Source organism: Streptomyces sp. PA03-1a, from assembly GCF_033792805.1.
Classification (GTDB): Bacteria; Actinomycetota; Actinomycetes; order Streptomycetales; family Streptomycetaceae; genus Actinacidiphila.
Map to the genome: position 1 here is coordinate 15,180 of NZ_JARAVO010000057.1, position 26,758 is coordinate 41,937.

Consider the following 26,758-nt stretch of genomic DNA (forward strand, 5'->3'; position numbering starts at 1 on the left):
CGTCAGCGGGGTCTGTTGGACGGGGCGGGCGCCGGACAGGTTCGCGTGGCGGCCTCCGGGGGGAGGGCCTGCCGTGTTACTGGAGGCCGGCGGCCTTGCAGGCCTCGGCGAACTCGGCCGTGCAGATCTCCGCGACGGACCACAGCTTGTCGGCGACGACCGTGTCCTTGACGTTGGCCTTGGTGACCGAGACCGGGGTCAGCAGCTGGGACGGGACCTTGTCGCCGGAGCCGCTGGTCAGCGAGGTGGTGGCCAGCGAGTCGATCGCCTTGCCCTCGACCAGGTTCACCGCGAGCTGGGCGGCGGCGTCGGCCTCGGGCTTGAACGCCTTGTAGACCGTGCTGGACTGGCTGCCCGCGATGATCCGCTGGATGCCCGCGAGTTCGGCGTCCTGACCGGTCAGCGGGATGCCGCTGATGCCGGCGCCCTTGAGGGCAGTGGCGATACCGCCGGCCATGCCGTCGTTCGCGGCGTAGACGCCCGCGATCTTCTTGGCGCCGATCTGGGTGATGGCCGCCGTCACCTTCTGGTTGGCGACGGTGTCCTTCCACAGACCGCTCTGCTCGTAGGCGATCTTGACCTTGCCGTCGAGGACCTTGTGGGCACCGGCCTTGAACAGCGCGGCGTTCGGGTCGGCGTCGTCACCGTTGATCATGACGACGTTCGCCGAGGGCTTCGCCTTGTCGCCCAGCGCGTCGAGGAGCGCCTGGCCCTGCAGCTCGCCGACCTTCTCGTTGTCGAAGGAGACGTACGCGGAGACCGGGCCCTGGGCCAGACGGTCGTACGCGATGACCTTGATGCCCTTGTCGACGGCGGCCTGGACGGAGGACTTGATGGCAGCGGCGTCCTGGGCGCTGATCACGATCACCTTGACACCCTTGGTGATCATGGTGCTGACCTGCTGGGCCTGCTTGCCGGAGTCACCCGCGGCGTTCGCGTACTGAACGTCGCAGTCCGCGCACAGTTCCTTGACCTTGGCCTCGAACAGCGGCTTGTCGAACTTGTCGTAGCGCGCGGTGACGCTGTCGGGGAGCAGCAGACCGATGGTCTTGCTCTTGCTGCCGGCGCTGCTGCTGCCGCCGTCCGCCTTGTCGTCACCGGCCTTGCCGCACGCAGCAACGGAAAGGGCCATGGAGACGGCCGCGGTGCCGATCACGACGCGACGCATCATTGCGTTCATGTGGGGTTGCCTCCCTGACAGGGCCGCAAAAGACTGCGGCCGAGGTGAGCGTGAGTCAACTCGGCAACAGCCTTGACGTCAAGAAGTAAATACTTAACGAGATGGCAACGGTGCGTTTCGTTATCTAGATGAACGCAGAGTGATCTCTACGGCACAGCAACCGCTGCGGGAACGTTAGCATCCAAAAGGGACGAATCGCCCACTTCGCTGAGGGCCAGCGCCAGGGCGCCCAGGACCTCCGCACGGGCCCCGAGGCCCCCTGAGACCACCGAAAGCCTACGGGCCGCGCTGGGGATCGCGTACCGCGCCACCGACTCCCTGATGGGCGCCAGGACCAGCTCCCCGGCCTCCGCGAGATCGCCGCCGAGCACCACCCGGCTCGGGTTCAAGAGGTTGGCGAGGCTGGCGACACCCATGCCGATGTGCCGGCCGACGTCCGCGATCACCCGGCGGCAGCCGGGGTCGCCCTCCCTCGCGAGCTGCACCATGCGCGCCAGGGTCAGGTCGGGCCCGTGGCTGCCGCGCAGCAGGTCCAGCACGTAACGGGCGGCGGTGAAGGTCTCCAGGCAGCCGCGGTTGCCGCAGCGGCAGACCGGGCCGGACTCGTCCAGCGTGATGTGGCCGATCTCGCCCGCGGTGCCGCCGGGGCCGCGGTAGATGCGGCCGTCGATCACCAGCCCGGCGCCGACACCGCTGGCCACCTTGATGTACGCCAGGTCCTTCACGCCCCGGCCGCCGCCCCAGACCAGCTCCCCGAGGGCACCGAGGTTCGCGTCGTTGTCCACCTGGACGGGCATGCGCAGCCGCTCGGCCAGTTCCTGGCGCGGGTTGATGCCGCCCCACCCCGGCAGGATGGCGGTGGACCCGAGCGCGCCGGTCTCCACGTCGATCGGGCCCGGGACGCCGAGGCCGACGCCGATCACCTTGTCGGCGTCGATGCCGCTCGACTCGATCAGCCGCGCGACGAGCTGCTCGGCCCGGTCGAAGCCCTCGGAGGCCGAGGCGTCCACGTCGATCGGCTCCGACTGCTCGGCCAGCACCTGGTGGGCCAGGTTGCCGACCGCGACGCGCAGGTGGGAGTGCCCGAAGTCGACGCCCACGACGACGCCCGCGTCGCCGGACAGCGCCACCGCACGGGCCCGGCGGCCTCCCGAGGAGGTGGGCGTGACCTGTACGGTCCCGTTGTCGCGCAATTCGCGGACGATGTTGGAGACCGTCGCCGCGGACAGCCCCGTCGTACGGGCGATCTCCGCCTGCGTCAGCGAACCCGCCAGCCGTACGGCCCGGACCACCCGCTCGAGGTTGGCCCGGTGCAGCGACGACTGGGACCCCGGAGTCTCCACGACCATTCCACTCCTGCCGAACCGGACGGGAGCCACGCCGATGAGACCCCGTCGTCTACAACATGTGAACTCTAAGCAAGCCTTTAGGCTCGCTTCCCGTCAAGGGGCAGAACCAGACCGCTGACGTAATGCCCGAAAAATCCAGAAGCGGCCCCGCATACGGCGGGACCGCTTCCGCTCCGGCGTCCGGGCGAACGGACGGCGGGCCACGTGGAGTGACCTTCCGGTTACTTCAAGGTGCCGGCCGTCAGACCCGCCTGCACCTGCCGCTGGAAGGACAGGTAGACCACGAGCACCGGCAGCATCGCGATGGTCATGCCCGCGAAGAGCGCCGGGTAGTCACCGGAGTACCCCTGCTGCTGCGCCAGGTTCACCAGGCCCTGGGCCAGCATCGAGCGGTCCGGGTCGCTGCTGGACTGCTGCTGCTGCAGGGTCATCGGCAGGATGTACTGGTTCCACTGGCCGAGCACGTTGAAGATGCCCACGCTGATCAGGCCCGGCTTCGCCATCGGCAGCATCACCTGGAAGAAGGCCCGGGAGTGGGAGCAGCCGTCGATCATGGCCGCCTCGTGCACCGCCGTGGGCAGGGTCCTGAAGAAGGAGTGCATGAAGAAGACGGTGAAGGGCAGCGAGTACGCGACGTAGACCAGGATCAGGCCCTGGTAGGTGTTGAGCATGCCCAGGTTGCTGACCATGAAGAACAGCGGCACGAGGGCGAGGTACACCGGGAACATCGCGCCGCCGACGAACAGGTAGAAGATGATCCGGTTGCCGGGGAACTCGTAGCGCGCCAGCACGTACGCCGTCATCGACCCGAGCAGCATCGTCAGCGGCACCGAGAACACCAGCACGATCACCGTGTTCACGAAGAAGTCGCCGATGCCCTTCTCCCAGGCCCGGGAGAACGCGTCGAAGGACCAGTGCGAGGGCCAGGACCAGGCGCTCGCGCCGATCTCGGAATTGTTCTTGAAGGATCCGAGGATGATCCAGCCCAGGGGCAGGAGGATCAGCACGCCCCACAGGACCAGGAAACCGTGCGAGAAGACGTTCAGCGACGCGCCGCCGTCGGCGAAGCGTTCCCGTTCCGTCTTCTTGCTGCCGATGGTGGTGGGCTGCCCCTTGAAGACCGGTACCGGAGTGGGCTGCTTGATGGGAGTGGCCATGGGATGCGCTCCCCGCTCAGTACTCGATGCGATCGCGGCGGGAGACCCGCAGCGCGATGGCGGAAAGGATCAGGGTGAGGAAGAGGATGACGACGCCCATCGCACAGGCGTAGCCGCTCTTTCCGAAGGTGAGGAAGTTGCGCATCAGGTAGGTCGCCATGACCTCACCGTGGTAGTCGGGACCGCCGCCGAAGTTCGATCCCGGAGTGAGGACCGAGGCCAGGGCGAAGAAGTCCATCGCGGCGATGGCGAGGTACACCCAGGCCGTCTGCACGCTGTCCCACAGGAGCGGGAGGGTCACCTTGAAGAAGGTCTGCAGGCGGCCGGCGCCGTCCAGCAGGGCGGCCTCGTAGATGTCCTTGGGAACGGACTGCATGGCCGCGGAGAACAGCACCAGGTAGAAACCCACACCGGCCCAGATCTGCACGCCGAGCAGGCACCACATCACCAGGTTGGGACTGTTCAGCCATTCGATCGGGGCCTGAGGATCCTCGAGGTGCAGTTTGATCAGGATGCCGTTCAGCAGGCCGCTTCCGTCACTTCGGTAGACCGCCTGGAAGAGCACGATGAGAATGGCGACGGAAAGCACCTGGGGGAAGAAGAAGATCACCTTGTAGAAGGCGGATCCGTGCACCCCGCGGACACCCGTGGTGCCGCCGCGGCCGCCCACGTTGAGCATGAAGGCGAAGAAGAGCGCCAGCAGGATCGTGATCACCGGAAGGAACACCAGAAGCAGCACGTTGTGCTGGAGCGCCTGCAGGAAGACGTGGTCCCCGAAGAGCGTCGTGTAATTCTTCAGACCGACGAAATGCATCTCCTGGGACTGCCCGGACCAGTCCGTCAGGGAATACCCGAACGTCTGCAGGTACGGCCAGATCACGAAGACGACGTAGAGCACGACCGGAATGAAGAGGAATCCCGCGATGAACGGGTACTTGCGGTATCGCATGGCGCTGCTCCTGCCATCGGGTAGACCGTCGCACCGGGGCCCCGAACGCCCCCTGGACCATCAGGGGGCACCGGGGCCCCGGTGCGCAAGGGCCGGTGGGAACGTTTAGCCCTTCTTGGCCTTCTCGGCCGCCGCCTTGACCCGCTTGAGCCAGTCGGCGGGCTTGATGCGCTTGGCCATCAGCTCGGCACTGGCGTTCTGCACGTCCGTGTCGAAGGCGCTCTGCGTGTTGGGGTAGTTGTAGTTGAAGACGTTGCTCCCGGCCGCGCTGAGCGCGGTGACGGTGGACTTGGTGCCCGGGCGCAGCTGGACGTCGGAGCCGACGCCGTCCTTGAGCACGGTCAGCGAGTTGGCCGTCTGGGCGAACTGGCTCGACGCTTCCTTGGTGAGCATGATCCGCAGGAACTCCAGGCCGCCGGCCTGGTTCTTGGCCTTCTTCGGGACGATGAAGGGCTCACCGGCGCCGGCCCGGATCGCCTCGAAGGGCAGCTTGTCGCCGTCCAGGGAGGGGATCGGCAGGAAGGTCATCTCGAAGTCCGCGGGGGTGGCCTTCAGCTGCTCGTTCTCCAGCCACGAACCGCAGGGGATGAAGGCCGCCTTGTACTCGTTCCAGGCTGTCTGCGACTCGATGTGGGTCATGCCGTTGGTGCCGGGGAGCAGGTAGCCCTTGTCGGCGATCTCGTAGACCGCCTCGACGGCCGCCTTGGCGGCGGGCTCGTCCCACACCGTCGGGTCGAGGCTGTCGATCCGCTTCACCAGGTCGGGACCGCCCTGCTTGGCGATGAGGTCCATGACCACGATGTTGATGTAGTAGGGGTACTTGCCCTGGTGGCAGAAGGGCGCCATGCCGGACTTCTTGATCTCCGCGCAGAGCGACATGAAGTCGGCCCAGGTCTTGGGCGCGGTCCAGCCCTTCTCCTTGAAGAGCTTGCCGGAGTACCACAGGCCCCAGACGGTGTAGATGTAGGACAGCTGGTACATCTTGCCGTCGTCGAAGCTGCCCGTCTCGATGGTGCCGGGCTGCAGGACGTCCCTGACCTTCTTGCTCGGGTCGTCGATGTAGGGCGCGTCGAGGAGCGGGGTGAGGTCGGTGAGCTGGCCGCTCTTGTAGAGCACGTCCAGCTTGATCTGCTGCGCGCCCGAGTCGTCGACGACGTCCGGCGGGTTGCCGGCGTTGAAACGGGGCTGGAGCTTGCCGGTGATCTCCTGGGTGCCCAGGTGGCTGATCTTCGCCCCGTCGAACTTCTTCCCGTAGAGCTTCTCGAACGCCTTGGCGTAGTCGTCGCCGTAGCCGCCCTTGAAGATCACGACGTCCAGAGGGGCGTCGTTGGCCACGCCGAAGGGGTTGTCCTTGGACTTCTCGCCCTTCTCGGTGGCCTTGTTGTTGCCGCTGCCGCTGGACGCACAGGCACTCAGCAGACCCGCGGCCGGAGCGGCCAACAGGCCCACCGCTGCAGCCCGCTTGATCAGATCGCGCCGGTTGACGTCGGATCTCATGCTCAAGTCCTCACCTTCTCCAGGACCCATGCGGTGCGGAGTTGAATCTGTGCACGGGCCACGCACCCGTTGTTCCCCCCGCGCAAGCCCGCGTTCAGCGGGCCTCCTGGACGCCGACAGGTATAGTCCACTTCCCGCGAGGTGGGCAAGGTCATGCGCGCTTTTGACGGACAGCTTTCCCTAGTTGAGACCTGCCGGTAACGCGAACGGGCCCGCACCCCCGGCAGGGGTGCGGGCCCGTTCGTCGGGTCCGGACGCGGTGATCCCTACTTGCGGATCAGGGAGCGCAGGACGTACTGCATGATGCCGCCGTTGCGGTAGTAGTCCGCCTCACCGGGGGTGTCGATGCGGACCACGGCGTCGAACTCGACGCCGGTGTCGGTCGTCACCTTGACGGTGCGCGGCGTGGTGCCGTCGTTGAGCTCGGTGATGCCGGTGAACGAGAAGGTCTCCTCACCGGTCAGGCCCAGCGAGGCCGCCGAGGCGCCCTCGGGGAACTGCAGCGGCAGGACGCCCATGCCGATCAGGTTCGAGCGGTGGATGCGCTCGTACGACTCGGCGATGACGGCCTTGACGCCCAGCAGCGCGGTGCCCTTCGCGGCCCAGTCGCGGGAGGAGCCGGAGCCGTACTCCTTGCCCGCCAGGACGACCAGCGGGATGCCGGCGGCCTGGTAGTTCTGGGAGGCGTCGTAGATGAACGACATCGGGCCGCCGTCGGCGGTGAAGTCGCGGGTGTAGCCGCCCTCGGTGCCCGGCGCGATCTGGTTGCGCAGGCGGATGTTGGCGAAGGTGCCGCGGATCATGACCTCGTGGTTGCCGCGGCGGGAGCCGTAGGAGTTGAAGTCACGACGCTCCACACCGTGCTCGGTGAGGTACTTGCCGGCCGGGGTGTCGGCCTTGATCGCACCGGCCGGGGAGATGTGGTCGGTGGTGACCGAGTCGCCCAGCTTGGCCAGCACGCGGGCGCCGGAGATGTCGGTGACCGGGTCCGGCTGGTCCTTCATGCCCTCGAAGTACGGGGGCTTGCGGACGTAGGTCGACTGCGGGTCCCACTCGAAGGTGTTGCCGGTCGGGATCGGCAGCGACTGCCACTGGGCGTCGCCGGCGAAGACGTCCTGGTAGGACGAGGCGAACATGTCCTGGCCGATCGCGGCGGCGACGACCTCGTTGACCTCCTGCTCGGAGGGCCAGATGTCCTGCAGGTGGACCGGCTTGCCCTCGGTGTCGGTGCCGATGGCGTCCCTGGTGATGTCGACCTTCATGGAGCCGGCGATGGCGTACGCGACGACCAGCGGCGGGGACGCCAGGTAGTTCATCTTGACGTCCGGGTTGATCCGGCCCTCGAAGTTGCGGTTGCCCGACAGCACCGAGGTGACGGCCAGGTCGTGCTCGTTGACGGCCTTGGAGACCTCGTCCGGCAGCGGGCCGGAGTTGCCGATGCAGGTGGTGCAGCCGTACCCGACCAGGTTGAAGCCCATCTTGTCCAGGTACGGGGTGAGGCCGGCGCGGTCGTAGTAGTCCATGACGACCTTGGAACCCGGGGCGAGCGTGGTCTTCACCCACGGCTTGCGGGTCAGGCCCTTCTCGACCGCCTTCTTGGCCACCAGGGCGGCGGCGACCATGACGTACGGGTTCGAGGTGTTGGTGCAGGAGGTGATCGCGGCGACGGTGACGGCGCCGTGGTCGATCTCGTACGTGGACCCGTCGGGAGCCGTCACCAGGGTCGGGCGGGTCGGGACGCCGTTGGTGGCGGCCGGGGAGTCGGAGGCCGGGAAGGACTCCTTCCCGGACTCGTCCGCGGTGTCGACGTAGTTGCGCACGTCGCTCTTGAACTGCTCGGCGGCGTTTGCGAGGACGATGCGGTCCTGCGGGCGCTTGGGGCCGGCGATGGAGGGTACGACCGTGGAGAGGTCCAGCTCCAGCTTCTCGGAGAAGTCCGGCTCGGCGGCCGGGTCCAGCCACAGGCCCTGCTCCTTGGCGTACGCCTCGACGAGCGCGAGCTGCTGCTCCGAACGGCCGGTCAGCTTCAGGTAGTTAATGGTCTCCGCATCGATCGGGAAGATCGCCGCGGTGGAGCCGAACTCCGGCGACATGTTGCCGATGGTGGCGCGGTTGGCGAGCGAGGTGGCGGAGACGCCCTCGCCGTAGAACTCGACGAACTTGCCGACGACACCGTGCTTGCGCAGCATCTCGGTGATGGTCAGCACGAGGTCGGTCGCGGTGGTGCCGGTGGGGAGCTCGCCGGTCAGCTTGAAGCCGACGACGCGCGGGATCAGCATGGAGACCGGCTGGCCGAGCATGGCGGCCTCGGCCTCGATGCCGCCGACGCCCCAGCCCAGCACGCCGAGGCCGTTGACCATGGTGGTGTGCGAGTCGGTGCCGACGAGGGTGTCGGGGTAGGCCTGGCCGTTCCGGACCATGACGGTGCGGGCCAGGTGCTCGATGTTCACCTGGTGGACGATGCCGGTGCCCGGCGGGACGACCTTGAACTCGTCGAACGCGGTCTGGCCCCAGCGCAGGAACTGGTAGCGCTCCTTGTTGCGGCCGTACTCCAGTTCCACGTTCTGCGCGAAGGAGTCCGGGGTGCCGAACTTGTCGGCGATGACCGAGTGGTCGATGACCAGCTCGGCCGGGGCCAGCGGGTTGATGCGGGACGGGTCGCCGCCCAGCTCCTTGACGGCCTCGCGCATGGTGGCGAGGTCCACCACGCAGGGCACGCCGGTGAAGTCCTGCATGATCACGCGGGCCGGCGTGAACTGGATCTCCTGGCTCGGCTGGGCCTGGGAGTCCCAGCCGCCGAGCGCACGGATGTGGTCGGCCGTGATGTTGGCGCCGTCCTCGGTGCGGAGCAGGTTCTCCAGCAGCACCTTCAGGCTGTAAGGGAGGCGCGCGGAGCCCTCGACCTTGTCCAGCCGGAAGATCTCGTACGACTCGTCGCCCACCTGCAGGGTGCTGCGGGCGTCGAAGCTGTTCGCCGACACGACAGTCTCCTTCGTAACTTTGCGCGTACCACCGCAATGCTGCCGCTTCGACCCCTGGCCGATCCGCTAAGGTAAGGCTAAGTAAGGTGAGCCTTACCTCTGGCGGCAGCGGTGCGCCTTGGCAGATATCTCGATGTCGAGATAACTCTAATACATCACCGCTGCCGGGTCATGCGCTGGGCCGCCCGTATGCGGCATCACGCCCTTTCCCATGTCCCCGGGGGTCCGTCCCGCCCCGCCTGGGTGCCGCCGTGAGGCCCCGCGCTCAGGCCTGCGGGAGCATCAGTGCGTTGAGCTCGCCCCAGGGGATGCCGCCCGCGGCGGCGGCGTACGTGCCGGTGGCGAGGAGCTCGCGGGCGGCGCGGTCGACGAGGGCGTAGGCGGCCTCGGCGACCGCGCTGCCGAGGCTGACGCGCGCGGCGCCGGCGGAGGCCAGCACGGACACCGGCGGCGCGCCGGGCCCCGCGAGGATGCCGACGGGGGCGTCGATGCCCTCGGCCAGGGCGGCGACGACGGCCGGGTCGGTCACGCCGGGCACGAAGATGCCGTCGGCGCCCGCCGCGAGGTAGCCGGCGGCACGCTCCAGGGTCTCCCCCAGGTCGCCCGCGCCCCGCAGGAAGGTGTCGGTGCGGGCGTGGACGAACAACGGCACCCCGGCCTCGTCGGCGGCGCGGCGGGCGGCGGCGATGCGGGCGGCCTGTCCGTCGGCCGTGCGCAGCGGCGCGGGGCCGCCGTCGTGGGAGTCTTCGATGTTGATCCCGACCGCGCCCGCGGCCAGCACCGCCCGCACCGTCTCCGCGACGCCCTCGGGGTCGGCCGCGTAGCCGCCCTCGACGTCGGCGCTGACCGGGACGGAGACGGCCGCGGCGACCCGCGCGGTCAGTTCCAGCGCGAGGCCGCGGTCGACGTGGTCGCCGTCCGCGGTGCCCAGGGTCCAGGAGACCCCGGAACTGGTGGTGGCGACGGCGGCGGCCCCGGCGCGCTCGGCGACGCGGGCACTGGCGGCGTCCCAGGCGTTGGCCAGGAGCAACGGGCGCCCGGGGACGTGGAGGGAGCGGAAGAGTTCGGCCTTGGCCTTGAGTTCGCTGATCACGGACCGCAGTCCATCACCGGCCGGGGCCCGGGTCCGGCGGATTTCCGACACGTACGTCCCGCGCCGCCTCCCCGTACGTCCACGTCGGATTCTCGCTAGCCCCGGCCCGCGCGGGCCACGGATGCTGGGGGATGTGCATGAGGACTTCGAGCGCTGTGTGCGCGCCGTGCAGTCGAAGGACTCCCGTTTCGACGGGTGGTTCTTCACCGCGGTGCTGACCACCCGCATCTACTGCCGGCCCGGCTGCCCCGCGGTGCCGCCGAAGCCGCGGAACATGACCTTCTACCCGAGCGCGGCCGCCGCCCAGCAGGCCGGGTTCCGCGCCTGCAAGCGCTGCCGCCCCGACGCCGCCCCCGGTTCCCCGCGGTGGAACGAGCGGGCGGACCTGGTGGCCCGCGCCATGCGCCTGATCGCGGACGGGGTCGTCGACCGGGACGGCGTACCCGGGCTCGCGGCACGTCTCGGCTACAGCACCCGGCAGGTGGAGCGGCAGCTGCGGGCCGAGCTCGGGGCCGGGCCGCTTGCCCTCGCCCGTGCGCAGCGGGCGCAGACGGCCCGCCTGCTGGTCGAGACCTCGGCGCTGCCCATGGCCGACGTCGCCTTCGCCGCCGGCTTCAGCAGCATCCGCACCTTCAACGACACCGTGCGCGAGGTCTTCGCGCTCACCCCGAGCGAGCTGCGGACGCGGGCGGCACGGGGGCGGCACCGCGCCCCCGCCGCCGACGTGGCGGGCTCGCTGGCGCTGCGGCTGCCCTTCAGGGCACCGTTGTGCCCCGGCAACCTCTTCGGGCACCTGGCCGCGACCGCCGTGCCGGGCGTGGAGGAGTGGCGGGAGGGTGCGTACCGCCGCACACTGCGGCTGCCCCACGGCCACGGGATCGTGGCCCTGCGGCCCGAGCCCGACCACGTCGCCTGCCGACTCTCCCTCACCGACTGGCGGGACCTGTCGCATGCGACCAGCCGCTGCCGGTGGCTGCTCGACCTGGACGCCGACCCGGTCGCCGTCGACGGGCTGCTCCGGCAGGACCCGCTGCTCGCCCCTTACGTGGACAAGGACCCCGGGCGCCGGGTGCCGCGCACCGTGGACGGGCCCGAGTTCGCGGTGCGCGTGGTGCTCGGCCAGCAGGTGTCGACCGCCGCGGCGCGCACGCTGGCCGGCAGGCTGGTGGCGGCGCACGGAGAGCCCGTCGCCGACCCCGGGGGCGGGCTGACCCACCTGTTCCCCTCGCCGTGGGCGCTGACGGCCCTGGACCCGGGGTCCCTGGCGATGCCGGGCACCCGGCGGGCCACGCTGACCTCCCTGGTCGCCGCGCTCACCGAGGGGGGCCTGGACCTGGACGTCGGCAGCGACTGGGGGAAGGCCCGGCGGCAGCTCGCCGCGCTGCCGGGCTTCGGCCCGTGGTCGGTCGAGGTGGTCGCGATGCGGGCGCTCGGCGACCCGGACGCCTTCCCCGCCACCGATTTGGGCGTACGGGCGGCCGCGGAAAAACTGGGCCTCCCCACGACCCCCGCGGCCCTCGTCCGGCGGGCCGCGGCCTGGCGGCCGTGGCGCGCGTACGCCGTGCAGCACCTGTGGGCGACCGGCGACCACCCCGTCAACGTCCTGCCCGCCGAACCGGCCTGAGGAATGATCATGTCCCTTCGCACGCACGCCGTGATCGACAGCCCCGTCGGGCCGCTGACCCTGGTCGCGACCGACGGCGTCCTGTCAGGTCTCTACATGCCCGCGCAGCGTCACCGTCCGCCGGAGGAGTCCTTCGGCGCGCGCCGCGACCCGGTGACGTCGCCGTTCGCGCGGGCCGCCGAGCAGCTGCGGGCGTACTTCGCGGGCGAGTTGACCGCCTTCGACCTGCCGCTGGACCTGCGCGGCACCGCCTTCCAGCAGCGAGTCTGGGCGGGTCTGCGGGCCATCCCGTACGGCACCGTGATGACGTACGGTCAGCTGGCGGAGGAGCTCGGCAGCCCCGGCGCGTCGCGCGCCGTCGGACTCGCAGGCGGACGCAACCCGGTCGGCATCATCGTGCCCTGCCACCGTGTGGTCGGGGCCTCCGGCAGCCTCACCGGATACGGGGGCGGACTGGAGCGCAAGCGGTACCTGCTGGACCTGGAGCTCGGGTTGCCATCTCATATGTGAGATAGTCTCTCCGCATGGGAGACGACTACCTCGCACGCATCGGCAAGCTCATCCGTGACGCCCGCCAGCACCGGGGCTGGACCCAGTCCCAACTGGCGGAGGCGCTCGGGACCAGCCAGAGCGCGGTGAACCGTATTGAACGCGGGAACCAGAACATCAGCCTTGAGATGATCGCCCGAATCGGTGAAGCGCTCGACAGCGAGATCGTCTCCCTCGGCTACGCGGGTCCCATGCACCTGCGTGTCGTGGGCGGGCGCCGGCTCTCCGGCTCCATCGACGTCAAGACCAGCAAGAACGCGTGCGTGGCGCTGCTGTGCGCCACGCTGCTGAACTCCGGGCGGACCACCCTGCGCCGCGTCGCGCGGATCGAGGAGGTCTACCGCATCCTGGAGGTGCTGAACAGCATCGGCGTGCGGACCCGCTGGATCAACGACGGCAACGACCTGGAGGTCGTCCCGCCGGCGCGGCTGGAGCTGGACGCCATGGACACCGACGCCGCCCGCCGAACCCGCAGCGTGATCATGTTCCTCGGCCCCCTGATGCACCGCACCGACCGCTTCCGCATCCCGTACGCGGGCGGCTGCGACCTCGGCACCCGTACCGTCCAGCCGCACATGACCGCCCTGCGGCACTTCGGGCTGGAGGTGACCGCCACCAGCGGGATGTACCACGCCCGGGTCGCCCCCTCGGTGGCCCCGCGGCGGCCGATCGTGCTGACCGAGCGCGGCGACACCGTGACCGAGAACGCGCTCCTGGCGGCCGCCCGGCACGACGGGGTGACCGTCATCCGCAACGCCAGCTCGAACTACATGGTCCAGGACCTGTGCTTCTTCCTGGAGGAGCTGGGCGTCCGGGTGGACGGCATCGGCACCACCACGCTGACCGTGCACGGTGTCACCGAGATCGACCGGGACGTGGACTACGCGCCCTCCGAGGACCCGGTGGAGGCCATGAGCCTGCTGGCCGCGGCCGTGGTCACCGAGTCCGAGCTGACCATCCGGCGGGTGCCGGTGGAGTTCCTGGAGATCGAGCTGGCGGTCCTGGAGGAGATGGGCCTGGACCACGAGCGCTCCGCCGAGTACCCCGCCGACAACGGCCGCACCCGGCTGATCGACCTCACCGTGCGCCCCTCCAAGCTGCGCTCCCCCATCGACAAGATCCACCCCATGCCCTTCCCGGGCCTCAACATCGACAACGTGCCCTTCTTCGCGGCCATCGCCGCCACGGCCCAGGGTTCGACCCTCATCCACGACTGGGTCTACGACAACCGCGCCATCTACCTCACCGAGCTGACCCGGCTCGGCGCCAACGTCAAGCTGCTGGACCCGCACCGGGTGCTGGTCGAGGGCCCGACCCGCTGGCGCACCGCCGAGATGATGTGCCCGCCGGCCCTGCGGCCCGCCGTGGTGACGCTGCTGGCGATGCTCGCCGCCGAGGGCACCTCGGTGCTGCGGAACGTGTACGTCATCAACCGCGGCTACGAGGAACTGGCCGAGCGGCTCAACTCCATCGGGGCGCAGATCGAGACGTTCCGCGACATCTGACCCGTCCCGCCCCTCCTGGCCGGCGAACCGGCTACTCCCCCGCAAGGTGGCCGTGATAGTCATGCTCCGGGCCGCGGATCATGGCCCATGGGGGAGGAACGGCCAGGCCAGGAGGGGGTCTTCATGGTGGCGGTCCGAGGTGGTACCGCGGGCGGAACGGTGGACGGCAATGCGCGGCGCAGTTCCGCGTTCTCACTGAGGCGGTGGGCGCCGCGCCCGTCGCCCCGGCTCGACCCGGCGCGCGGCAACCCCGCGCTCGCGGGCCTGCGCGCGGCCGCCGCCGCGGCGGACTGGCCCGCGATCCGGGAGCGGCTGTCGGCGGTGACCGACGACCGTGAGCGCAGCTGGCTCGTGGCGAACGTCGTGGACGTCGACGGCTGGGAGCGCTGGATGCCGGCCGTCGTGGCGGCCGAGCCCGACTCCGGGCTCGCCCGGCTGGTGGCGGGCGCCCGCCAGGTGACCTGGGCCTGGGAGGCCCGGACCGGACTGCGCGCGCAGCACGTCTCGCGTGAGCAGTTCCAGGTGTTCCACGAGCGCCTCGAGGTGGCCGAGGACCTGCTGTACCGGGCCGCGGAGCTCGAACCAGCATGGGCGTCCCCCTGGTACTTCCTGCAGATGAGCGGCCGGGGGCTGCAGGTCGGCCCGGACCTCGCGCGGCTGCGCTTCGAGGCCACCGTACGGCGCTCCCCGCTGCACCTGGGGGCGCACCAGCAGCAGTTGCAGCAGATGTGCCGCAAGTGGGGCGGTTCGCACGAGGAGATGCACGCCTTCGCCCGGGAGTCCATGCTGGCCGCCCCCGAGGGCAGCGACATGGGCGTGCTCGTCGCGGTCGCGCACCTCGAGCACTGGGGCGACCTGGACCGCGGCGACGACACGGCGTACATGCTCCGCCTGCAGGTCGAGAAGGAGCTGCACGAGGCCGCGGACCGCTCCTACCGCAACCCGGCGTACCAGGGCTCCTTCGACCCGGTCGGGACGCTCAACACCTTCGCCATGGCCTTCGCGCTGGCCGGCGAGAAGAAGGCGGCGGCCGAGGCCTTCGCCGCCACCGGCGGAGTCGTCACCGAGTTCCCGTGGCAGTACCTCAACGGCAACGACCCGGTGGCGGCCTACCGCACCCTGCGGTCCCGCGCCGGACGTCCCTGACCGCCCCGCGCCCCGTTCCCCGTCCGCGCACCGCCCGGAAGGCCCCTTCGGTGTCCCAGTCCCCGTCAGCGCACACGTTCCAGGTCGACCTGCGCGGCCTGGTCGACCTGCTCTCCCACCACCTCTACTCCAGCCCCCGCGTCTACCTGCGGGAGCTGCTGCAGAACGCCGTCGACGCGATCACCGCCCGGCAGGCGGTCCAGCCGGGCGCACCGGCCAGGATCACCGTGCGGACCGGTGACACGCTCAGCGTCACCGACACCGGTGTCGGGCTGAGCGAGGCCGACGTGCACACCTTCCTCGCCACCATCGGGCGCAGCTCCAAGCGCGCCGCCGACGGCGAGATCGAGGCCGCCCGCGGCGACTTCATCGGCCAGTTCGGCATCGGGCTGCTGGCCTGCTTCGTGGTGGCCGACGAGATCACGGTCGTCAGCCGCCCGGCGACCGCCCCCGGCGCCCCGGCCGTCGAATGGCGCGGCCGCTCCGACGGCAGCTACACCCTGCGCACGCTCCCCGCCGACGCGCTGCCCGAGCCGGGCACGCGCGTGACGCTGACCCCGCGCGCGGACGCCGGCGAGTGGACGGAGCCCGGCCGGGTGGCGTCGCTGGCCCGGCACTACGGCAGCCTGCTGCGGCACGAGGTCACCGTCGTCGACCCGCGCGGCGAGACGACCCTGATCAACGAGACCCCTCCGTGGGAGCGCCGCCACGGCTCCCCGCTGGCCCGCGCCGAGGCGCTGGCCGAGCACTGCCGCGCGTCGTTCGGCTTCACCCCGCTCGACACCATCGACCTCGACCTGCCCGTCGCCGGGCTGCGCGGCGTGGCCTACGTGCTGCCGACCCCCGTCAACCCGTCGGAGCGGGCCGGGCACCGGGTGCACCTGAAGGGCATGCTGCTCTCGGACCGGGCCGCCGAGCTCCTGCCGGAGTGGGCGTTCTTCGTCCGCTGCGTCGTGGACGTCACCAGCCTGCGCCCGACGGCCTCCCGCGAGGCGCTGTACGAGGACGAGACCCTGGCCGCCGTCCGCGACGCGCTGGGCGCCCGCATCCGCGACTGGCTGACCGGGCTCGCCGCCAGCGACCCGGCGCTCCTGCGGCGCTTCATCGACAGCCACCACCTCGCCGTCAAGGCGCTGGCCCGCTACGACGACGCGCTGCTGCGGATGCTGCTGCCGTGGCTGCCCTTCGAGACCACGGACGGCAACGTCACCCTGGAGGAGTTCGCCCGCGCCCACCCCACGGTGCTGGTCACCCGCAGCGTCGACGAGTTCCGGCAGGTCGCCCCGATCGCGGCGGCGGCCGGCCTCGGCGTCGTCAACGGCGGCTATACCTACGACCGGGACCTGGTGCACCGGCTGCCGGAGATCCGTCCCGGCACCACGGTCACCGACCTGGACCCGGCCACCATGACCGCGCACCTCGACCCGGTCGACTCGGCCGCCGAACTCGCCGCCGCCTCCTTCCTCGCGGTCGCCCGCGAGGTCGTCGGCCAGTACGACTGCGACGTCGTGCTGCGGGCCTTCCAGCCGGTCACGGCGCCCGCGCTGCTCCTGGACGACCGCGAGGCACGCCACGAGCGCACCCGGTCCGGCCTCGCGGAGAGCAGCGACGGGTTGTGGGCGGACATCCTCGGCTCGCTGCGCACGCAGGCCCCGCGGGCGCAGCTCGTCCTCAACCACCTCAACCCGCTGGTGCGCCGGGCCGCCACCGTCACCGAGCGCGGACTGGCCCTCACCACGGCCGAGGCCCTGTACGGGCAGGCGCTGCTGCTCACCCGGCGGCCGCTGAAGTCCTCGGAGAGCGCGCTGCTCAACCGGGCCTTCATCGGTCTGCTCACCCACGCCATGCACGACCAGGACACCCCCGCGTCCGGGCCGGACGCCAAGGAGCACTGATGCTGGACACCCCCGAGGCCGTGTTCGAGGCGCTCCGCGAGAACAACGAGCGCCCCTACGGAACGCCCCGCACCGTGACCGCCGAGGAACTGGTCGAGGCGGCCGAGCAGTTCGAGGAGAAGGACGTCCTCGTGACGGCGCTGCTCGAACTCATGTCGGCGTACGAGTACGCCGCCGAGCACCGCAAGTCGCCGGTCGTCTTCGCCCGGATCCTCAAGCTGTGGGAGGAGGTGCCCGGCTCCTTCAGCGAGTGGGAGGGCCACCAGGTGCTGTGGCGCCACAAGTGGGTGACGACCTCGCTGCTCCAGGTGCCGGACGTCCCGCTGGCGACGGTCCACGGGTGGGTCGGCCAGATGGGCGAGCGCTACCGGGCGGCCGGTGAGGGCCTGCAGCCGGTGGCGGCCATGCGGCACCGGATCGCCGCCCACACCGGCGCGGACCGCGAGACGGCCTGGGACCTGTGGGTCACCCGGCGCCAGGAGCGGCTCAGCGACTGCCCGGCCTGCGAGACCCGGCACCAGGGACTGCACCACCTCGCGGCGGGCGACGACGAGCGGGCCCTGCGGACCTGGGAACCGGTCCTCGACGGCGTCCAGACCTGCGAGGAGGAGCCCTGGGTCACCCAGGCCCACGCCCTGCTGCCGTTGCTGCGCCTCGGCCGCACCGACGAGGCCCGCTCCCACCATCTGACGGGCTACCGGCACGCCCGGGGCCGGATCGGCATGGCCGAGGAGACCGGACTGCACGTGGAGTTCTGCGCGCTGTCCGGCAACGAGGGCCGGGCGCTGGAGATCCTCGCCGAGAACCGCGCCCTGTTCGGCACCACCGGCGCGCCGCTGTCGCTGCTCGGTTTCCTCACCGGCGTCGAGGTCCTCACCCGGCGCCTGGTCGACGAGGGGTACGACGCGGCCCCCGTCGCCGGACCGCTGGGGCGCACCTGGACCGCGCGGGAACTGCAGGACCACGTGAGCGAGCAGGGCGACACCCTGGCCGCGGCGTTCGACCGGCGCAACGGCACCGCCGCCGTCGGCGAGCGCCGCCGGGCACGCCTGACCCGGCGCCCGCCGCTCGCCGAGCCGCTGGCACTCGGTCTGCGCACCGCGGCCGTGCCGTCACCCGCGGCCGGGCCGGCGGCGACGGCCCCGCCCGTCGCCGTGGCCGGGCGGGAGGTGCCCGAGGACTTCGTCGAACTGGTGGAGAGGGCCCGCGAGATGGGGGACGCCGGCCGTCCCGGCGACGAGGAGCTGTGGCGCCGGATCGCCGAGCGCGCCGGCACCGAAGGCCATGTGCACGACCCCCGGCTGGGCCCGGAGGAGCGCCTGCGGGCCGAACTGGCCGAGCACCGCGCCTTCGCGGCCATGGAGGACGAGGACCGGACGGCGGCCAGGGCCGCGCTCACCGAGGCACGGGAGCTGTTCGCCCTGGCCGGCATGCCCGAGCGCGTCCTGACCTCCCGCGCGCGGCTGGCGTCGGTGGGCGTGGAGCCCGGCCCGGAGGCCGTCGCGGGCCGGGCGGAGCTGGACGCGGTGCGGACCGAGGCCCGCGCACTGGTGGACGGCGAGGGCTCCGCCGAGGTCCGGCGCGCCTACTGCGTCGTGCTGCAGTGCCGTGCCTACCTCGCCCACACCGAGGCGGCGGCCACGCTGCCGGACGTCCCGGCGGAACTGCGCGAGCGCTTCGAGGCGGCCGTGGCCGAGGCCCTGGCGGAGTCGGAGCGGCTCGGCATCCCGGAGCGCACGGTCAACACCCGGATGTCCGCCGCCGATCTCGCGGCGCGCTCCGGGGACCTGGACGGGGCCGAACGGGAACTGCGGAGCGCGCTGCGGGTCGTGGAGGCGGCCGGGACGCCCTGGCGCGCCACCCGCCCGCGGGGCCTGCTCGGCCAGGTGCTGCTGCAGCAGCACCGCCCCGAGGAGGCCATGGAGCAGTTCCACGGCGCGCTCGCCACGGCCACCGCCCATAACGACACCGCGTTCCCGGTGGCGCGCACCCACGCGCTGCTCGGCCACGCCGCCGACCACGCGGGCGACCTGAACGCCGCCGTACGCCACCTGTCCGACGCCGCGGCGCGGCTGGACCGCGAGGACGACGCCACGGGCGCCGCCGAGCTGCGGGTGGAGCTGGCGGACGTGCTCGCCCGCGCCGACCGCCAGGCGGACGCCGTCGCCGTGCTGGAGTCGCTGGTCTGCGACGAGGCCGCGGCCGGCATGGACGAACGCGCCCTGGCCCAGGCCCGGCTGCTGCTGGCGCGGGGCCTGCGGGAACTGGAGGAGCACCGCGCGAGCGCCGAGCAGTTCCTGCTGCTGGCCGACGCCGTCCAGGGGTGGGAGGAGCAGTTCACGCACACGCTCGCCGCCTGCGAGGCCGCCGTCGCCCTGCTGCAGGCCGGCCGCGAGGACGCGGCGCGCTCCGCGTACGACCGCGCCGTCGCCTCGCACGCGAAGGGGCCGAACCCGCACGCGGTCGCGGAGATGATGCGGGACTTCGCAGGCTCCGCCGTCTCGGCACACGGCGCCGAGGGCCTGGAGACCGCCCTGGACCACCTGCGCGAGGCCGACGAGGTGCTGGCGGCCGTGCCCGCGGACGACGAGGACTTCGCCCTCTGGTACGAGAGCGGCGCCACGCACTACCAGCGCGGCCGGGCCTATGCCGGCGCCGAGCGCTTCCCCGAGGCGCTCGCCGAACTGGAGCGGGCGATCGCCGCCTACGAGGAGGGCGGGCCGCGGGGCGAGGCGCCGCGCGCCGAGGCCGTCCGGGTCGCCGCCCTCGTCGAGGCGAACGGCCTGGACCGGCCGGACGCGGCCCTGTCCCGTCTCGGTGCCGCGATCACCCGGTGCCGGGCGGCGGGGCTCGACCACGCGGCCGTGGTCCTTTCCCGGGTGCGGGACGAGGTGTCGTCGCGCCGCCGGAGCTGACACCCGTGGTACGAACGAGGCGACCGCCCTCGGCGCCGCCCGTCCCCCGGACATCCGGGGGCGCGGGGTGTCGATCCGGGCGGTCGCCGTTCGTGTAGGGGGTGGAACGCCGGCGAAGGGCCGGCCCGGACCGCGAGGACGCCCGACATGAAGCACTACCTGCTCAGCGTGTACCAGCCCGAGGGGACCCCGCCGCCGCCCGAGTTCCTCGCCCGGGTCCTGGCCGACCTGGACGTCCTCAACCGGGAGATGAAGGAGGCCGGGGCCTGGGTCTTCGGCGCGGGACTGAACGCCCCGGACACAGCCACCGTGCTGCGGCCGCGGGGCGAGGAGGTGCTCGTCACGGACGGGCCGTTCGCGGAGAGCAAGGAGTACCTCGGCGGCTTCACGATCATCAAGGCGGCCGACCTCGACGCCGCGCTCGCCTGGGGCCGCCGGCTGGCCCGGGTGACCACGCTGCCCATCGAGGTCCGGCCCTTCGCGCACGAGGTCGAGGACTGACGGCCAGCGTGCCGGAGCCGGGCGCACCGGAGGTCGAGCGGGTCTTCCGCGAGGAGTACGGGCGCGCGGTGGCCGTCCTGGTCCGCCGGTTCGGCGACATCGACGTCGCCGAGGAGGCGGTCCAGGACGCCTTCACCACGGCCGTCCAGCGGTGGCCGCGGACCGGGCTGCCGCCGAGCCCCGCGGGGTGGATCATCACCACCGCCCGCAACCGCGCGATCGACCGGCTGCGCCGGGAGGCGGCCCGCGAGGACCGGCACGCCCGGGCCGCCCTGCTGCAGGACGCCCGGGACGTCCGGGAACCCGGCGAGGAGGGCCCCGTGCGGGACGAACGGCTCCGTCTGCTCTTCACCTGCTGCCACCCCGCGCTCGCCCCGGCCTCACGGGTGGCGCTGACGCTCCGGCTGCTGGGCGGGCTCACCACCGCCGAGATCGCCCGGGCCTTCCTCGTCCCCGAGAGCACCATGGCCCAGCGCCTGGTCAGGGCGAAGCGCAAGATCCGCGACGCCCGGATCCCGTACCGCGTCCCGGACGAGGCCGACCTGCCCGAACGGCTCGGCGCCGTCCTCGCGGTGGTGTACCTGGTCTTCAACGAGGGGTACCTGCCCGGCTCCGGGGACCGCCTGGTCCGCGAGGACCTGTGCGCCGAGGCGATCCGCCTGGGCCGGCTGCTGGCCGGGCTCATGCCCGACGAGCCCGAGGTGCTGGGGCTGCTCGCCCTGATGCTGCTGGTCCAGGCACGCCGCCCGGCCCGCACCGCCGCGGACGGCGAAGCGGTGCCGCTGGCCGAGCAGGACCGCGCCCTGTGGGACCGGGCGCTGGTCGCGGAGGGCCGGGCCCTGGTCCGCCGCTGCCTGAGGCGCGGCCGGCCGGGGCCGTACCAGATCCAGGCGGCGATCAGCGCCGTGCACAGCGACGCCCCGGTCGCGGCCGCCACGGACTGGCGGCAGATCCTGGCGCTCTACGACCAGCTGACGACGCTCGCCCCGGGCCCCGTGGTCGCCCTCAACCGCGCCGTCGCCCTCGCCGAGGTCGAGGGTCCGGCCGCCGCGCTCGCCGCCGTCGACGGCCTCCCCCTGGAGGGCTACCCCGCCTTCCACGCCGTCCGCGCCGACCTCCTGCGCCGCCTGGGCCGTACGCCCGAGGCCGCGCAGGCGTACGGAGCAGCCGCCGCCCGCACCGAGAACGATGCCGAACGGGACTTCCTGCTGCGCAGGCGTGAGGCGCTCGGCGGCCCGCCCTGACCGCCGTGCGGGGCCTTTGGAACCGGGCGGACGCGCGCGGAGCGGTGCCACCTCCGCAACGACTGCGCGGGCCCCGCACGACGCCGCGGCCGCATCACCGGTGGTGACACCGCCTCGCGTCCCGGCCCGGGCCTCACGCACCCACCCGGGCTCGTCGCGTACCGGCAGCGGCCGCGCCATCCTGACGTACGCCCGGCGGCGCGCGGAGCCGCGCCACAGCCACCGTCGCGAAGCGTCGCGGACACCGTGACGGCCGGCCACCGCCCCCGGCACGCGGCGGCCGCCACCTCGGCGAGTCCCGGCCGTCAGACGCAGGCAACGGCGAGCGGCCACCACCGACGTGCCGGGCCACCCCCGTATCCCGGGTTCCTCCTGACCTCGGGTCAGGAGAGCACGGCGAGGCCGTCGAGTTCGACCATGGCCTCCTCGTCCCACAGGCGGGTGATGCCGATGACCGCCATCGCCGGGTAGTCCCGGCCGGCCAGGGCGCGCCAGATCCGGCCGAGTTCGGGCGCGTGGTCGCGGTAGGCGGCGACGTCGGTGGTGTGGACGGTGAGGCGGGCGAGGTCGGCGGGGGTGCCGCCGGCGGCCTGGAGGGCGGTGAGCAGGTTGATCAGCGCGTGCTCGAACTGGGCGGGGAGGGTGTCCCCGACGACCTTGCCCCCGGAGTCCAGCGCGGTCTGGCCCGCGAGGAGGACGAGGGTGCGGCCGGTGGCGGTGACGGCGTGGCTGAAGCCGGTGGGCGGGGAGAGCTCGGGCGGGTTGATCCGGTTCAGGGTCATGCGAAGAGCTCCTTGGCGATGATCGACCTCTGGACTTCGGTGGCACCTTCGTAGATACGCGGTGCGCGGACCTCGCGGTAGAGGTGTTCCAGGACGTGGCCGCGCTCCAGGGCGCGGGCCCCGTGGATCTGGACGGCGGCGTCGACGGCGTACTGGGCGGTCTCGGTGGCGAAGAGCTTGGCCATGGCGGAGCTGCGGGCGGTGCCGGGGGCACCGGAGTCGTAGGCCTCGGCGGCGGCGTAGACCAGCAGGCGGGCGGCCTCGGTGCGGGTGGCCATCTCGGCGAGGGCGTGGGAGACGGCCTGGAGCTCCTTCAGGGGCGCGCCGAAGGCGGTGCGGGAGGCGGCGTGGGCGGTGGCGGCGTCGAGGGCGGCCTGCGCCATGCCGACCGCGAAGGCACCGACGCTGGGCCGGAAGCGGTTGAGGGTGGTCATGGCGACCCGGAAGCCGCGGTCGACCTCGCCGATCACGTCGTGCCGCCCGACCGGTACGGCGTCGAAGCGCAGCCGGCCGATGGGGTGCGGGGAGAGCATGTCGAGGTGTTCGCCGCCGAGGCCGGGGCGGTCGGCGGGGACGGCGAAGGCGGTGACGCCGCGGGACCCCGCGCCGGGGGTGGTCCGGGCGAAGACCGTGTAGAGGTCGGCCTCGGGGGCGTTGGAGATCCAGCACTTCTCGCCGGTGAGCCGCCAGCCGCCGTCCGGGGCGGGCTCCGCGGCCAGTTCGAGGGCGGCCGCGTCGGAACCTGCGCCCGGCTCGGTGAGCGCGAAGGCCGCGACGGCCTCGCCGGAGACGACCCGCGGGATCCAGCGGGCGGCCAGTTCGGGGGATTCCAGCAGGGGGTGGGCGCCCAGGCCCTGCAGGGCGAGTGCGGTCTCCGCCTCGGTGCACTCCCGGGCCAGGGACTCCCGGAGCAGGCACAGCTCGAGGGCGGTACCGGGGAAGAGGCGCCCCAGCAGGCCGAGTTCGCCGAGGGCCGCGAGCAGCGGCCGGTTGACCCGCCCGGGTTCGCCGGACCCCGCCAGCGGCCGGAGCCGTTCGGCGGCCCAATCACGGACCTGTGCACACCACTTGAGCTGTTCCGGGTCCAGCGCGAACGATGCCACGCGGCACCTCCCGTATCGCGTACCGTTGACTGCCGTCACAAACACGTTACGCTGAATCCGTCCGCAACCAGGGGCCAACGAGGGGCGAACCCGCCATGGACCTGCTGCCATCAGCACACGTGGACACTTTCCCGCGGGATCATCTCCCGCCGCGTGACCAGTGGCCCGTCCTGACCCAAGACCTCCCCGAACTGGCCTATCCCGGCCGGCTCAACTGCGGCACCGAACTCCTCGCCGCCGGCCTGCCCGAGGCGCCCTGCCTGCGGATGCCGGACGGTGAGGTCTGGTCGTACGCGGACCTGCGCGCCGCCTCCGACCGCATCGCGCACGTGCTGACCGACGAGCTAGGGGTGGTGCCCGGCAACCGCGTGCTGCTGCGCGGCCCCACCACGCCGTGGCTGGTGGCGTGCTGGTTCGCCGTCATGAAGGCGGGCGCGGTCGCGGTGACCGTGCTCGCGGCGCACCGCCCGCACGAGCTGGCGACGATCTGCGAGATCGCCGCCGTCCGGCACGCACTGTGCGACATCCGCGCGGTCGACGACCTCGCCAAGTGCGAGGCGCCCGGGCTGCGCATCGCCACGTACGGCGGGGAGGCGCCGGACGATCTGCTGCGGCTCGCAGCCGACCGGCCGGACCCCTTCCCCGCGGTGGAGACCTCGGCCGACGACGTCGCGCTGATCGCCTTCACCTCCGGGACGACCGGACGGCCCAAGGGGTGCATGCACTTCCACCGGGACGTGCTGGCGATCGCCGACACCTTCTCCGCGCACATACTGCGACCGACCTCCGCCGACGTGTTCGCCGGCAGCCCGCCGCTGGGCTTCACCTTCGGGCTGGGCGGCCTGGTCGTCTTCCCGCTGCGCGTGGGGGCGTCGGCGCTGCTGCTGGAGCAGGCCGGCCCCGAACAGCTCGCCCGGGCCGTCGCGGAGCACGCGGTGACCGTGCTGTTCACCGCGCCCACCGCCTACCGGGCCATACTCGCCTCGCACGGCACCCGCGACCTGTCCTCGCTGCGGCGCTGCGTGTCGGCGGGCGAGAACCTGCCCGAGGCGACCTGGCACGCCTGGTACGAGTCGACGGGGCTGCGGATCATCAACGGCATAGGGGCCACGGAGCTGCTGCACATCTTCATCTCCGCCGCCGACGACGTGATCCGGCCGGGCACCACGGGCCTGCCGGTGCCGGGCTACCAGGCCCGGGTCGTCGACCCCTCGACGCTGTCCCCCGTGCCGGACGGCGAACCGGGGCTGCTCGCGGTGCGCGGTCCCACGGGCTGCCGCTACCTGGCGGACGAACGGCAGCGGGAGTACGTGCGCGACGGCTGGAACCTCACCGGCGACACCTACGTGCGCGAGCCGGACGGCTACTTCCGCTACGTGGCCCGCGCCGACGACATGATCATCTCGTCGGGGTACAACATCGCGGGCCCCGAGGTCGAGGAGGCGCTGCTGCGCCACCCCGACGTACGGGAGGCCGCGGTCATCGGCGTGCCGGACGACCAGCGCGGCCAGATCGTCCGGGCCTTCGTCGTGTTGCGGGACGGCCCTCCGCGCGACGAGCACACGGTCGAGGCGCTGCGCGCCTTCACCCGGGAGGAGATCGCGAGCTACAAGTGCCCGCGCGAGATCGCCTTCCTCGACGCCCTGCCCCGCACTCCCACCGGGAAACTGCAGCGCTTCCGGCTGCGCGACCTACAGTGATCGCGTGACCGAGCACACCCCCAGTTCGCTGATCGTGACCTTCTTCGGCGCCTACGGCCGGGCCGAGGCCTGGGACGGGCGGATACCCGTCGCCGGGCTGATCCGGCTGATGGGCGCCGTGGACGTGGACCCGCAGTCGGTACGCTCGGCGGTCTCCCGGCTCAAGCGCCGCGGGCTGCTGGAGCCGGACCGCGTCGCCGGCGCCGCGGGCTACGCCCTGTCCGAGGACGCCCGGCAGCTGCTCGCCGACGGCGATCGCCGCATCTACGGTCACCCGGCCGGCGGAGCCGGCGACCAGGAGTGGGTGCTCGCGGTCTTCTCCGTGCCGGAGAGCGAGCGCCACAAGCGGCACCTGCTCCGCTCGCGCCTGGCCCGGCTGGGCTTCGGCACCGCCGCCCCGGGCGTGTGGATCGCGCCCGCCCGCCTCCACGAGGAGGCCCTGCACACCCTGCGCCGGCTCGGCCTGGACACCTACGTCGACCTCTTCACCGGCACCCACCTCGGCTTCGAACCGACGGCCGCGGCCGTGCGCCGCTGGTGGGACCTCGACGCCGTCGCCAAGCGCCACCACGCCTTCCTCGACGCCCACGAGCCCGTGCTGCGCGCCTGGGCCGCCCGGGAGGCGACCCCGCCGCAGGAGGCCTTCGCGGACTACCTGCGCGCCCTCGACTCCTGGCGCCGCCTCCCCTACGCCGACCCGGGCCTGGCGCCCGCCCTCCTCCCGCCCGACTGGCCCGGCGGCCGCGCCGCCGCCGTCTTCGAGGGCCTGCACGCGCGGCTGCACGACGCGGGGACGGAGTTCGCGCGGTCCGCCGGCCCCACGGCGTGACCGCCCTCCTCCGGTGATCGTCGGCAGGATGTACGCCCGCGCCACCCGGCGGGGCATAACCTGACCACATCGGAGCGGAACCACGACGATCGAGGAGGTACGCGAGATGGCACTGCCCGCGACCGAACGCTCGGGCCCCGGCGGCGACGCCGTGCTCGCCGCCTTCCTCGACCTCACGGTGCCCGAGGGGTACCGCGCCGAGCTGATCGAGGGGGAGATCGTCGTGACCCCGCCGCCCGACGGAGACCACGAGGACGCCGTCGGCGAACTGCTCTGGCAGATCGCCAGGAAGTCCGCCGCAGAACTGTACGGCGTGGGTACGAAGGGGCTGATCACCCCGCTCGGCCGCTTCGTCCCCGACGCATCCGTGGCCCCCCGGCGCTTCTTCCGCGGTCTCGACTCGTGGGCAGATGCGGACGGCGTCGTGATGACCGTCGAGGTGAAGTCCTCCCGCCCGGACAAGGACCGCGGCCCGAAGCGACGCGGCTACGCCGCCGCCGGCATCCCGTTCTACCTGCTGGTGGACCGCACCGAGGGCACGGTCACCCTGTACAGCGAGCCGGACGCCGAGGACTACCGCCAGGACGTCCGGGTGCTGTTCGGCAAGGAGCTCGACCTCCCCGAGCCGTTCGCGTTCGCCCTCGACACCTCCGCCTTCGGCTGAGGCTGCCGCCTCTCACACGTCCAGCGTGAGCCGGGGGCGGGGGGCGTCCGTGCGGCCCGTGGGCGGACGGACGCCCCCCGCCCCCGGCTCACGCT

Annotated in this window: 20 protein-coding genes; 11 read left to right on the top strand and 9 right to left on the bottom strand. The window is 72.3% G+C overall.

Features of this window, described 5'->3' with window-relative positions:
- Positions 1-76: 76 nt before the first annotated feature.
- The 7 genes from PV341_RS15220 to PV341_RS15250 all read right to left on the bottom strand — a co-directional run bounded on the left by PV341_RS15220 (position 77) and on the right by PV341_RS15250 (position 10,206).
- Positions 77-1,180 carry a sugar ABC transporter substrate-binding protein gene (locus PV341_RS15220; protein ID WP_500321829.1) on the bottom strand — a complete coding sequence of 368 codons (1,104 nt, stop codon included), beginning with the start codon at positions 1,178-1,180 and terminating at the stop codon, positions 77-79.
- Positions 1,181-1,326: 146 nt separating this feature from the next.
- A complete protein-coding gene (locus tag PV341_RS15225; protein WP_499514580.1) occupies positions 1,327-2,523 on the bottom strand; it encodes an ROK family transcriptional regulator in 1,197 nt (398 codons plus the stop codon).
- 227 nt (positions 2,524-2,750) lie between these two features.
- Complete coding sequence (locus PV341_RS15230; RefSeq protein WP_500321830.1) at positions 2,751-3,686, bottom strand: carbohydrate ABC transporter permease; 936 nt, start codon at positions 3,684-3,686, stop codon at positions 2,751-2,753.
- Positions 3,687-3,702: 16 nt separating this feature from the next.
- The gene (locus PV341_RS15235; RefSeq protein ID WP_500321831.1) at positions 3,703-4,635 is read right to left on the bottom strand and encodes a carbohydrate ABC transporter permease; all 933 of its coding nucleotides are present in this window, start codon (positions 4,633-4,635) and stop codon (positions 3,703-3,705) included.
- Positions 4,636-4,740: 105 nt separating this feature from the next.
- Positions 4,741-6,132 carry an N-acetylglucosamine/diacetylchitobiose ABC transporter substrate-binding protein gene (gene ngcE / locus PV341_RS15240; RefSeq protein WP_499514577.1) on the bottom strand — a complete coding sequence of 464 codons (1,392 nt, stop codon included), beginning with the start codon at positions 6,130-6,132 and terminating at the stop codon, positions 4,741-4,743.
- A gap of 266 nt (positions 6,133-6,398) precedes the next feature.
- Entirely contained in the window at positions 6,399-9,113 is a 2,715-nt protein-coding gene (gene acnA, locus PV341_RS15245) for an aconitate hydratase AcnA (protein ID WP_500358065.1), read from the bottom strand.
- 265 nt (positions 9,114-9,378) lie between these two features.
- A complete protein-coding gene (locus PV341_RS15250; protein ID WP_500321834.1) occupies positions 9,379-10,206 on the bottom strand; it encodes an isocitrate lyase/PEP mutase family protein in 828 nt (275 codons plus the stop codon).
- Between the two features lie 133 nt (positions 10,207-10,339).
- On the opposite strand from PV341_RS15250, the gene PV341_RS15255 reads away from it, so the two are divergent.
- The 8 genes from PV341_RS15255 to PV341_RS15290 all read left to right on the top strand — a co-directional run bounded on the left by PV341_RS15255 (position 10,340) and on the right by PV341_RS15290 (position 21,585).
- Complete coding sequence (locus tag PV341_RS15255) at positions 10,340-11,830, top strand: AlkA N-terminal domain-containing protein (RefSeq protein WP_500358066.1); 1,491 nt, start codon at positions 10,340-10,342, stop codon at positions 11,828-11,830.
- Between the two features lie 3 nt (positions 11,831-11,833).
- Positions 11,834-12,340 carry a methylated-DNA--[protein]-cysteine S-methyltransferase gene (locus PV341_RS15260; RefSeq protein WP_500358068.1) on the top strand — a complete coding sequence of 169 codons (507 nt, stop codon included), beginning with the start codon at positions 11,834-11,836 and terminating at the stop codon, positions 12,338-12,340.
- A 14-nt stretch (positions 12,341-12,354) separates the two neighbouring features.
- Positions 12,355-13,884, top strand: coding sequence for a helix-turn-helix domain-containing protein (locus PV341_RS15265; RefSeq protein WP_500358070.1), 1,530 nt, complete (start codon positions 12,355-12,357; stop codon positions 13,882-13,884).
- Positions 13,885-14,007: 123 nt separating this feature from the next.
- Positions 14,008-15,030, top strand: coding sequence for a hypothetical protein (locus PV341_RS15270; protein ID WP_500358072.1), 1,023 nt, complete (start codon positions 14,008-14,010; stop codon positions 15,028-15,030).
- A gap of 50 nt (positions 15,031-15,080) precedes the next feature.
- Positions 15,081-16,925 carry an HSP90 family protein gene (locus PV341_RS15275; RefSeq protein ID WP_500321839.1) on the top strand — a complete coding sequence of 615 codons (1,845 nt, stop codon included), beginning with the start codon at positions 15,081-15,083 and terminating at the stop codon, positions 16,923-16,925.
- On the top strand, positions 16,925-19,840 hold the full coding sequence (locus PV341_RS15280; RefSeq protein ID WP_500358074.1) for a hypothetical protein: 2,916 nt from the start codon (positions 16,925-16,927) through the stop codon (positions 19,838-19,840). The genes PV341_RS15275 and PV341_RS15280 overlap by 1 nt, the downstream gene beginning before the upstream one ends.
- Positions 19,841-19,987: 147 nt before the next feature.
- Complete coding sequence (locus tag PV341_RS15285) at positions 19,988-20,341, top strand: YciI family protein (RefSeq protein WP_499514568.1); 354 nt, start codon at positions 19,988-19,990, stop codon at positions 20,339-20,341.
- 8 nt (positions 20,342-20,349) lie between these two features.
- Positions 20,350-21,585 (top strand): RNA polymerase sigma factor, encoded by a 1,236-nt coding sequence (locus PV341_RS15290; protein ID WP_500321843.1) that lies wholly within the window; start codon positions 20,350-20,352, stop codon positions 21,583-21,585.
- A gap of 383 nt (positions 21,586-21,968) precedes the next feature.
- Here the strand turns inward: PV341_RS15290 and PV341_RS15295 are convergent, their stop codons facing one another.
- Positions 21,969-22,367, bottom strand: a complete 399-nt coding sequence (locus PV341_RS15295) for a RidA family protein (protein ID WP_500321844.1) — start codon at positions 22,365-22,367, stop codon at positions 21,969-21,971.
- Positions 22,364-23,470, bottom strand: coding sequence for an acyl-CoA dehydrogenase family protein (locus PV341_RS15300; protein WP_500321845.1), 1,107 nt, complete (start codon positions 23,468-23,470; stop codon positions 22,364-22,366). Before PV341_RS15300 ends, PV341_RS15295 begins: the two co-directional genes overlap by 4 nt.
- Before the next feature lie 95 nt (positions 23,471-23,565).
- Here PV341_RS15300 and PV341_RS15305 point away from each other — a divergent pair, with 95 nt between their 5' ends.
- From PV341_RS15305 to PV341_RS15315, 3 genes are all read left to right on the top strand, one after another.
- Positions 23,566-25,170, top strand: a complete 1,605-nt coding sequence (locus tag PV341_RS15305) for an AMP-binding protein (RefSeq protein ID WP_500321846.1) — start codon at positions 23,566-23,568, stop codon at positions 25,168-25,170.
- Between the two features lie 4 nt (positions 25,171-25,174).
- Positions 25,175-25,999 carry a PaaX family transcriptional regulator gene (locus tag PV341_RS15310; RefSeq protein WP_500321847.1) on the top strand — a complete coding sequence of 275 codons (825 nt, stop codon included), beginning with the start codon at positions 25,175-25,177 and terminating at the stop codon, positions 25,997-25,999.
- A 106-nt stretch (positions 26,000-26,105) separates the two neighbouring features.
- Positions 26,106-26,663 (top strand): Uma2 family endonuclease, encoded by a 558-nt coding sequence (locus tag PV341_RS15315; RefSeq protein ID WP_500321848.1) that lies wholly within the window; start codon positions 26,106-26,108, stop codon positions 26,661-26,663.
- The last annotated feature ends 95 nt before the right edge of the window (positions 26,664-26,758 follow it).